This is a genomic window from Achromobacter sp. 10T422, assembly GCF_056394065.1.
This window is the reverse complement of the sequence record NZ_JBFTHD010000011.1, coordinates 170,380-176,953: the sequence shown is the minus strand read 5'-3', so window position 1 is coordinate 176,953 and position 6,574 is coordinate 170,380. Positions and strand designations below refer to the sequence as shown.

The 6,574-nt window shown below is 63.6% G+C and carries 7 protein-coding genes; 6 read left to right on the top strand and 1 reads right to left on the bottom strand.

Annotation, left to right across the window (positions count from 1 at the left end):
* Positions 1-394: 394 nt before the first annotated feature.
* On the bottom strand, positions 395-1,288 hold the full coding sequence (locus AC1DB0_RS26990; protein WP_054423273.1) for a LysR family transcriptional regulator: 894 nt from the start codon (positions 1,286-1,288) through the stop codon (positions 395-397).
* Between the two features lie 215 nt (positions 1,289-1,503).
* On the opposite strand from AC1DB0_RS26990, the gene AC1DB0_RS26985 reads away from it, so the two are divergent.
* The 6 genes from AC1DB0_RS26985 to AC1DB0_RS26960 are packed head-to-tail and all read left to right on the top strand — an operon-like array spanning position 1,504 to position 6,440.
* Complete coding sequence (locus AC1DB0_RS26985) at positions 1,504-2,178, top strand: RraA family protein (RefSeq protein ID WP_054423274.1); 675 nt, start codon at positions 1,504-1,506, stop codon at positions 2,176-2,178.
* Positions 2,175-3,392, top strand: a complete 1,218-nt coding sequence (locus AC1DB0_RS26980) for an aminotransferase class I/II-fold pyridoxal phosphate-dependent enzyme (protein ID WP_476758540.1) — start codon at positions 2,175-2,177, stop codon at positions 3,390-3,392. The genes AC1DB0_RS26985 and AC1DB0_RS26980 overlap by 4 nt, the downstream gene beginning before the upstream one ends.
* Positions 3,393-3,441: 49 nt before the next feature.
* The gene (locus AC1DB0_RS26975; RefSeq protein ID WP_054423374.1) at positions 3,442-4,269 is read left to right on the top strand and encodes an ABC transporter substrate-binding protein; all 828 of its coding nucleotides are present in this window, start codon (positions 3,442-3,444) and stop codon (positions 4,267-4,269) included.
* A gap of 28 nt (positions 4,270-4,297) precedes the next feature.
* Positions 4,298-4,999, top strand: a complete 702-nt coding sequence (locus AC1DB0_RS26970) for an amino acid ABC transporter permease (RefSeq protein ID WP_054423276.1) — start codon at positions 4,298-4,300, stop codon at positions 4,997-4,999.
* A 2-nt stretch (positions 5,000-5,001) separates the two neighbouring features.
* Entirely contained in the window at positions 5,002-5,718 is a 717-nt protein-coding gene (locus AC1DB0_RS26965; protein ID WP_175172077.1) for an amino acid ABC transporter permease, read from the top strand.
* The gene (locus AC1DB0_RS26960) at positions 5,715-6,440 is read left to right on the top strand and encodes an amino acid ABC transporter ATP-binding protein (protein ID WP_441371458.1); all 726 of its coding nucleotides are present in this window, start codon (positions 5,715-5,717) and stop codon (positions 6,438-6,440) included. Before AC1DB0_RS26965 ends, AC1DB0_RS26960 begins: the two co-directional genes overlap by 4 nt.
* Positions 6,441-6,574: the final 134 nt, after the last annotated feature.

The following is a 6,574-nucleotide window of genomic DNA, read 5'->3' as shown; positions in this document are numbered from 1 at the left end:
CCCTGACTGCGCGCGCCCACGATTGCGGTCCGGAGCCTTCGCTCCGGACTTCCCCCTCGTCATCTTCGTCCAGGCCTACGGCCTTCCCTTCAGATTCCCTCGGGCGCATCGAGGTTGCGCGCAGTCAGGGCCACCGCGCCGACGGGCTGCCACCGTCTTGGTTCGGGGCGCTGCTAGGGTGTGCCTAAGTGACGAGTGCTGCGGGGCCCGCCGAGTGGCGGCCGCGCGGGCGGCCTTACTCGGCATACGCGGTGGTGGGCGTTTGCGCGGTGTTCGCTTTCGCGAATGCGGGGAGTCGTTTTCTAATGGTCCCGCCGCAGGTTTTTTGTGGGGTAAAGGGTGGCGCGCAGCGCGCACTGCCTTGCGCTTGGCGATCTGTTGCGCGCCATCCGGGTTATAGGGCGGCGCCCGAAAATTCGCAGCAGCTCTCGGCTAGCTCGGCCACGCTTTCGCAGAAGGCCACGTCCGCGTCTCGGCGGAACATTGCGCTGTACATGGATTGCGGGGGCGCGGTGCTGGTTCTGGCGATCACCAATTGCTTCTTGCTGACCATGTCTGCGAAGTAATCGCGGGGCAGGCAGCTCACGCCGAAACCCGCTGCGGTCAGGCCTGCCATTGCGATCAGGCTGTTGATCGTGAAGATGTTGCTGTCGGGATGATGCGGGCGCAGCCAGCCGTCGTAGATCATGTTCAGGCCTGACTCCCGGCTTTGCCGCAGCAGCGGTAAGCGCGCGATATCCGCCGGGGTGTAGATGCGGCTGGCGTCGATCATGTCGGGGCTGCCCATCCAGGCGAATTCCAGGCGCTGCAACGCTACCACCTGCAAGTTTGGTTCGGCGAATTCGCCGTGCAGAAATGCCATGTCCAACTGTCCGGCTTGCAAACGCTTGAGCAAGTCTGCGCCCAGGTCGATGTGCGGTTCCAGTGTGATGCGCGGGTAGTGCGCGCGCAGCAGGCGGATCAGGGCGGGCAGCCAGGTCATGGCGGTGATTTCGGTGATGCCGAAACGGAAGGTGCCGGTCAGCGTGTGCTGGCCTTTCAGGCGGACCAGCAGGCGGTCGCGGTGGCCCAGCATTTCTTCGGCCAGCGCGTAGACCTCGTGGCCGCGTGCGGTGAGTTCGGCGCGGTGGCCCGAGCGGTCGAATAGCGCGATGTCGAAGTCCGCCTCAAGTTCCTGGATGCGTTTGGTGATGGCGGATTGCGTCGTGTGCAGCTTCTGCGCCGACGCCGAAAACGTGCCCAGGCGCACCGTCCAGTACAGAGCTTCGATTTGCTTGAAAGTCAGCATGCGGCGCGTGCGTTCTTGGTGAGGTTCATTCCGAAATTTCCGTTAAGGGCTAACCCTTATATTCCAAAAGGAGATATAGCTCGTGGAAATTTAATCCCTTTTTCCGAAATGGAAAAGCTCGCAACATGGCATCTGACTCATCCCCCGGCCGGCCGGGGCCTGCGAAAACGTAGCGGGCTTGCGGCGGCATTCGACTCAGGAATTTGCAGATCGTCATGGCCAATATTCTTACCGGCGCCCGCCAACTGCCCGCAGCCCCCGTCGCTCCCGCCGCCATCCTTGAAGCGTTGGCCGGCATTGTCACGCCGCACCTTAGCGACAACCTTGCACGCCGTGAAGGCATCTCGGGTCTGCGCCGCTATAACGGCAGCGGCAAGCTCGTGGGCACGGCGCTCACGGTCAAGACCCGCCCGGGCGACAACCTGATGATCTACAAGGCCATGATGCAGATTCAGCCCGGCCATGTGCTGGTGGTGGATGCGGGCGGTGACTTGTCCAACGCGGTGTTGGGCGAAATCATGAAGCGCTATCTGCAAATCCACGGTTGTGCTGGCGTGGTGGTTGACGGTGCGATTCGCGACGTTGCCGCCTTCGAAGCCGACAGCTTTCCCTGCTATGCGCGTGGTCACATCCATCGCGGCCCGTACAAAGACGGCCCCGGCGAAGTCAACGTGCCGGTGTCCATCGGCGGCCAGGTGATTCTGCCGGGTGACATCGTGGTGGGTGATGAAGACGGGCTGGTCAGCTTTCCGGCGTCTGAAGCGGAAAGCCTGATCGCCGCGGCGCATGCGCATGCCGCGAAGGAAGAACGCATCATGGCCGAGATCGCCAACGGCGATAAGACGCAAAGCTGGATGCAAGCCGCGTTTGCCGCCAAGGGGCTGGCATGAGCGTCGTTGATACCGTTTTCCTGGCCGAACGCGCTCGCGCCATCAAACCGTCGCCCAGCATGGCGGCCAAGACGCGCGTGGACCAATTGCGCGCTGAAGGCCGAGACATTGTCGACTTCACCGTGGGCGAACCTGATCTGCCCACGCCCGCGCACATCGTGCAGGCCGGCATCGACGCGCTCAATAGCGGCGACATCCGCTACACCGCATCGGCGGGCGCCAAGCCCTTGCTGGAAGCGGTGCGCGCCAAGTTCCAGCGCGAGAACGGGCTGGACTATGGCCTGGACCAGCTCATCGTGGGCGTGGGCGCCAAGCAGCTGATCTTTACCGCGCTGGCCGCCACCGTGCAGGCCGGCGACGAAGTCATCATCCCCGCGCCGTACTGGGTGTCTTACCCGGACATGGTGCTGGTCAACGACGGCACGCCCGTGGTGCTGGCCTGCCCCGAGTCCGACGGCTTCAAGCTCACGCCACAGGCGCTGGACGCCGCCATCACGCCGCGCACGAAATGGGTGCTGCTGAACACGCCTAGCAATCCCACTGGCGCGATGTATGACGCCGCCGAATTGCGTGCGCTGGGCGAGGTGCTGGCGCGCCATCCGCACGTGTGGCTGATGACCGATGAAATCTACGAACACTTGGCATACGGCGACGTGCGCCACGTGTCGCCCGCGGCCGTCGTGCCCGCACTGGCCGAGCGCACGCTGACCATCAACGGCGTGTCCAAGGCCTACGCGATGACGGGCTGGCGCCTGGGTTACGCGGGCGGGCCGAAGGCATTGGTGAAGGCCATGGCCACATTGATTTCGCAAAGCACCAGCTGCGTCAGCGCCATCAGCCAGCAGGCCGCGCGCGTGGCGCTGACGGCCGACCAGCAGTGCGTGACGGACGCCGCCGCCGTGTTCCACCAGCGCCGCGACCGCATCGTTGCGCTGCTGAACGCGGTGCCGGGCATCCGCTGCCCGCTGCCGCAGGGCGCGTTCTATGTCTATCCGTCGGTTGACGGTTTGCTGGGCAAGCGCACCCCCGCCGGCCGCGCGTTGCAGAGCGATCTGGACGTGGTGATGTATTTGCTGGACGAGGCCGGCGTTGCGGTGCTGGACGGCGCAGCGTATGGCTTGTCGCCCTATTTGCGCCTGAGCTTCGCGACGTCGATGGAGAACATCGAAGAAGGTTGCCGCCGCATCCACGAGGCTTGCGCGGCGCTGCGTTGATCGCCGATTTTGTTGGCAGTACCCATACCTATATTCCAAGGGAATGACCATGAAGACCACCATCGCTTCTTTCGTTGCCGCCGTCGGCCTTGCCGCCACGCTGGCGCCCGCCGCGCATGCTGACACCGTGCAAGACATCAAGGCGCGCGGCAAATTCATCTGCGGCACCATGGGCACCGCCGAGCCCTTCAGCTTCCAAGACCCCAAGACCCGCGCCATCGTCGGTTATGAAGTCGACATGTGCCAGGCCGTGGCCGACAGCCTGGGCGTGCCGCTGGAATTGAAATTGATCGCCGTTGAAGCCCGCATTCCGGAGCTGATCGCGGGCCGGGTTGACCTGGTGGCGGCGAATCTGGGCTGGAGCCCGGAACGCGCGCAGCAGATCGATTACTCGCACCAACACTTCGTCAGCCTGCAAAAAATCTTGGCGCGCGATTCCGAGAAAGACCTGAAGGCGCCCGCCGACCTGGCCGGCAAGCGCGTGAGCGCCGTGCGCGGTTCGTCGTCGGAGCAGGGCGCGCGCAAGAACATTCCGAACGTCGACCCCGTCACGTTCAAAGACCCCAGCGGTGCCTTCCTGGCCCTGCAACAAGGCAAGGTCAGCGGTTTCGTTGGGTCGGAGCTGATGCTGGTGAAGCTGCAACATCAAGCCGCCACGAGCGCCGTGCCCGTCAAGATTCTGGAGCCGGCGCTCTTCGTTGAACCCTGGGGCATGGGCGTGCGCAAGGGCGACACCGCGATGCTGAATCAGGTGAACAAGGTGTTGGACGGCATGGAAGCGTCGGGCCAGGCCACCAAGGTGTTCGACAAGTGGTTTGGCGCCGGCACGCAGTTCAACATGAAGCGCGACTTCCGCATCGAAGCCATCAAGGGTTGACGCGCGACACGCGCTGGAGCCTGCTTCGATGCATTACGTCTTCGACTTCAGCGCCATTTTCCAGGGCGAGTATCCGACATGGCTGCTCAGGGGGTTCATCACCACCCTGGCGCTGGCGGGGCTTTCCTGGATTCTGGCGTTCTCTGTAGGCAGCCTGCTGGCGGTGATCCGCCTGACGGGCTCGCCCGTGGCCAACGGGGTGATCGCGGTGTATGTCGCGTTTCACCGCAACGTGCCCATGCTGGTGCACATCCTTTTCTGGTACTTCGGCGTGCCGGCGTTGCTGCCGCAACCTATCACCGACTGGCTCAACAGCCATGGCAGTGAATTCATCATGTCGTGCATCGCGATCTCGCTGGTGATGTCGGCCTATATCTGCGAAGACCTGCGCAGCGCCGTGCGCGGCATTCCGCCGGGGCAGGTCGAGGCGTCGCGGGCGCTGGGCCTGAGCTTCATGCAGACGATGCGCAAGGTCATTCTGCCGCAGGCGTTTCGCATCGCGATTCCGCCGCTGTTGAACCAGACCTTGCTGCTGTTGAAGAACACCAGCCTGGCCATGGCGATTGGCGTCACCGAATTGACGGCGGCCGGGCGCGAAGTCGAGAACTACACGTTCCGCACGTTCGAGGCCTATGCCGTGGTGACGGTCATCTACCTGGTGTTGTCGTTCATCATCATGGGCGGAGGTGCGCTCTTGCAACGACGTTACCGTCCGCTGGGGGCGCGCTGATCATGTGGGACATTCTGAAAGACAACTGGCTGTTGCTGCTGATCGGGCAGTATCCGCACGGGCCGGTGGGCGGTCTTGTCGCCACCTTGGGGCTGGCCGCGATCAGCCTGGCGCTGGCGCTGCCTTGCGGCGTGCTGCTGGCGTTGGGCCGCATCAGCCCGTACCGGATCTTCTACTGGCCGTCGTCCGCCGTGGTGTATCTGGTGCGCGGGTTGCCGCTGCTGATGTTCATCTTCTGGGCGTACTTCTTTGTGCCGCTGATCATCGGCCGGCCCGTTGCCGGCACGACGACGATGGTGGTGGCGCTGGTCTGCTACGAAAGCGCGTATCTGGCCGAGATCATCCGCGCCGGCATCCAGGCGCTGCCCCCCGGCCAGCAGGAGGCCAGCCGCGCGCTGGGGCTGTCGTACATGCAGACGATGCGGCGCGTGATCTTGCCGCAGGCGCTCTACAACATGCTGCCCAGCATGCTGAGCCAGTTTGTGTCGACGGTGAAGGAAACGTCGCTGGCGTATGTGATCAGCGTGCAAGAGCTGACGTACGCGGCGAACCAGATCAACAGCGTGTTGCTGACCAAGCCGTTCGAGGTGTTCGGCTTGCTGGCGATGACGTATTTCATTCTGAATTTTGGCCTGAGTTCATTGGTGCACCTGACCGAACGGCGTATCGGCAGACGGCGCGCCGGGCTTCTGGCCACCCCTAAAGTGGTGCCGACATGATCCGATTTTCACAAGTGCAGAAGTGGTACGGCGATTACCAGGCGCTGGCCGACGTGACCGAAGCCGTCAAGCAGGGCGAGGTGGTGGTGGTGTGCGGGCCATCAGGGTCGGGAAAGTCGACGCTGATCCGTACGGTGAACCGCCTGGAGCCTATTCAGAAAGGCGTGATCGAGGTCAACGGGCAGGATATTTATGGCCCGAAGGTGCACCTGGATCAACTGCGCAGCCACATCGGTTTCGTGTTCCAGCAGTTCAATCTGTTCCCGCATTTGTCGGTGGTGGAAAACCTGATGCTGGCGCCGCTGCAACTCAAACGCGCCCGCCGCCCGGAAGCCCGTGAACGCGCGATGCAGTTGTTGGAGCGTGTGGGCTTGTCACACAAGGCCGAGGCCTATCCGGCGCAGCTGTCAGGCGGCCAGCAACAGCGCGTGGCGATCGCCCGCGCCCTGGCGATGAACCCGCCCGTGATGCTGTTCGACGAGCCGACCAGCGCGCTGGACCCCGAGATGGTGGGGGAAGTGCTTCAGGTGATGAAGGGCTTGGCAAAGGACGGCATGACGATGGTGTGCGTGACACACGAAATGGGGTTCGCGCGTGAAGTCGCGGACAGAGTGTGGTTCATGGATGCGGGGAGGATTGTGGAGACGGGGGGGCCGGAGGAGTTTTTTAGTCGGCCGGGGACGGAGAGGGCTCGGAAGTTTTTGGCTGAGATTCGGCATTGAGGTTTTGGTGTTGTGGCCGGGTTGGTTCTTGAGACGCCCGTGAGGCCGGGGGCCTGGGGTGCGCGGGGCAACGATTGCGGTCCGGAGCCTTCGCTCCGGACTTCCCCCTTGTCATCTTCGTCACCCGCCGTTGG